We start from the raw sequence: 2,617 nt of genomic DNA on the forward strand, positions 1-2,617 counted from the left end.
CAGGGGCCACGGGCTTCGCCGGTGCGGGCTGTGCCGGCTCGGCCGGCTTCGGTGCGGCGGCGGAGGGAGGGGCGGACGCGGGTTGCGCCGGCTCCAGGCCGTCCGCGGCCGGGACCAGGGCGGCGGGCGTGCCGGACGCGGCGTCCTCGGCCGTCGCGACCTCGGGCGTCACCGCGACCCCGGCCTCCGGAGCCGAGGCGGGCGCGGCATCCCCGCCCTCGATCGCGAGCCGCACCAGCTCGGCGCCGACCGCCAGCATCTGGCCGGCCTCGGCGCCCAAAGCCACGACCGTGCCGCTCACCGGTGAGGGGATCTCGACGGTCGCCTTGTCGGTCATCACGTCGGCGAGCGGCTGGTCCTCGCGGACCACATCCCCGACCTTGACGTGCCAGGCCGAGACCTCGGCCTCGGCCACGCCCTCGCCGATATCCGGGAGCTTGACGATGCGAAAGCCCATGGATCAGCCCTCCAGCGCGGCGCGAAGGGCCTGGCCGACGCGCGTAGGCCCCGGGAAATAGGCCCATTCCTGGGCGTGCGGGTAGGGCGTGTCCCAGCCCGCGACCCGGACGATCGGCGCCTCCAGGTGGTAGAAGCAGGATTCCTGCACCAGCGCCGCCAGCTCGGCGCCGAAGCCCGAGGTCAGGGTCGCCTCATGCGCGATAACGCAGCGGCCGGTCTTGCGCACCGACGCCTCGATCGTCTCCATGTCGAGGGGGAGCAGCGTGCGCAGGTCGATGATCTCCGCGTCGATCCCGGTCTCGGCGGCGGCGGCCTCCGCCACGTGCACGATGGTGCCGTAGGCCAGCACCGTGACGGCCGCGCCCTCGCGCCGGATCGCCGCCTTGCCGAGCGGCACGGTGTAATGCCCGTCCGGCACCTCGCCGAGGTCGTGGCGGGCCCAGGGCGTCACCGGCCGGTCGTGATGGCCGTCGAACGGGCCGTTATAGAGGCGCTTGGGCTCCAGGAAGATCACCGGGTCGGGATCCTCGATCGCGGCGATCAGCAGGCCCTTGGCGTCGTAGGGATTCGACGGCACCACGGTCTTGAGGCCCGCCACGTGGGTGAACAAAGCCTCGGGGCTCTGGCTGTGGGTCTGGCCGCCGAAGATGCCGCCGCCGGTCGGCATCCGCACCACGATCGGGGCGGTGAACTGGCCGCCGGAGCGGTAGCGCAGGCGTGCGGCCTCTGACACGATCTGGTCGTAGGCCGGGTACATGTAATCGGCGAACTGGATCTCGACGCAGGGCTTCAAGCCGTAGGCCGCCATGCCGACGGCGGCGCCGACGATGCCGAGTTCGCTGATCGGCGCATCGAAGCAGCGGCTCTTGCCGAACCGCGCTTGCAGCCCTTGGGTGCAGCGGAAGACGCCGCCGAAATAGCCGACATCCTCCCCAAACACGACCACGTCGTCGTCGCGCTCCATCGCCACCGCCATCGCGTCGCGGATGGCCTCGATCATCGTGCGGCGCGGCATGTCAGTACCCCGCCTGCTGGCGCTGCCGGCGCAGATGGGGGGGCATTTCGGAGAAGACTCCTTCGAACATGTCGCGCGGGGATGGCTTGCCGCCGGCGTGCAGCGTGCCGTGAGTCTCGGCCTCGCGCTGCGCCGCCACCACCTCGTCCAGGATCTCGGCCTCGCCCTGGCGGTGACGCTCCTCCGACCAGGCGCCGCGGGCGATGAGGTGGTCCTTCAGGCGCCTGACCGGGTCGCCCAGCGGCCAGGCGTCGAACTCGGTCTTCGGCCGGTAGGCGGAGGGGTCGTCGGAGGTCGAATGCGCCCCGGCCCGGTAGGTGACGTATTCGACGAGGGTGGGCCCGAGATTGCGCCGCGCCCGCTCCACCGCCCATTTCGCCACCGCGTGGACGGCGAGGTAGTCGTTGCCGTCGACCCGGAGCGCCGGGATACCGAAGCCGTGGCCGCGGGCCGCGAAGGTCGAGGAGCCGCCGCGGGCGAAGCCCTGGAAGGTCGATATCGCCCACTGGTTGTTGACGACGTTGAGCACCACCGGCGCCCGGTAGGTCGAGGCGAAGACGAGGGCGGCGTGGAAATCCGACTCCGCGGTCGATCCGTCGCCGATCCAGGCGGCGGCGATCTTCGTATCGTTCTTGATCGCCGAGGCCATCGCCCAGCCGACCGCCTGGATGGTCTGCGTCGCGAGATTGCCAGAGATCGAGAAGAAGCCGTGATCCTTGGCCGAGTACATCACCGGCAATTGCCGGCCGTGCAGCGGATCGTTCTCGTTCGAATAGATCTGGCACATCATGTCGACGAGCGGATAGCCGCCGGCAATCAGCAGGCCCGCCTGCCGGTAGGTCGGGAAGTTCATGTCCCCGGGCTGGAGCGCACGGCGGAAGGCGGTGCTCACCGCCTCCTCGCCGAGATGCTGCATGTAGAACGAGGTCTTGCCCTGGCGCTGGGCCATCAGCATCCTGGCATCAAAGGCGCGCAGCTTCATCATGTCGCGCAAGCCCGCGAGCAGCTCCGCATCGGTGAGCGAGCCGGCCCAGGGGCCGACCGCCTGACCGTCGGAATCGAGCACCCGGATCAGGGTGTAGGCCATGTCGCGGATATCCGCCGCCGGCACATCGATATCGGGCCGGCGGCGGATATCCGCGA

3 protein-coding genes are annotated in these 2,617 nt (G+C 70.6%); all 3 read right to left on the reverse strand.

What is annotated here, in order from left to right; all coding sequences use genetic code 11:
* The coding region (locus VP06_RS36875) for a biotin/lipoyl-containing protein (RefSeq protein WP_048467909.1) at positions 1 to 457 on the reverse strand (457 nt) is incomplete at its 3' end.
* 3 nt (positions 458 to 460) lie between these two features.
* Entirely contained in the window at positions 461 to 1,474 is a 1,014-nt protein-coding gene (locus VP06_RS32235) for an alpha-ketoacid dehydrogenase subunit beta (protein WP_048467910.1), read from the reverse strand.
* 1 nt (position 1,475) lies between these two features.
* Positions 1,476 to 2,617 (reverse strand): thiamine pyrophosphate-dependent dehydrogenase E1 component subunit alpha (locus tag VP06_RS32240; protein WP_048467911.1); only part of this gene is annotated, 1,142 nt, incomplete at its 5' end.

Origin of the sequence: Methylobacterium aquaticum, assembly GCF_001043915.1 — a bacterium.
Lineage (GTDB): Bacteria > Pseudomonadota > Alphaproteobacteria > Rhizobiales > Beijerinckiaceae > Methylobacterium > Methylobacterium aquaticum.

Coding starts and splice junctions, on each gene's coding strand:
- VP06_RS32235 (WP_048467910.1), bottom strand. CDS start 1,474: ATGCCGCGCCGCACGATGATCGAGGCCATCCGCGACGCGATGGCGGTG.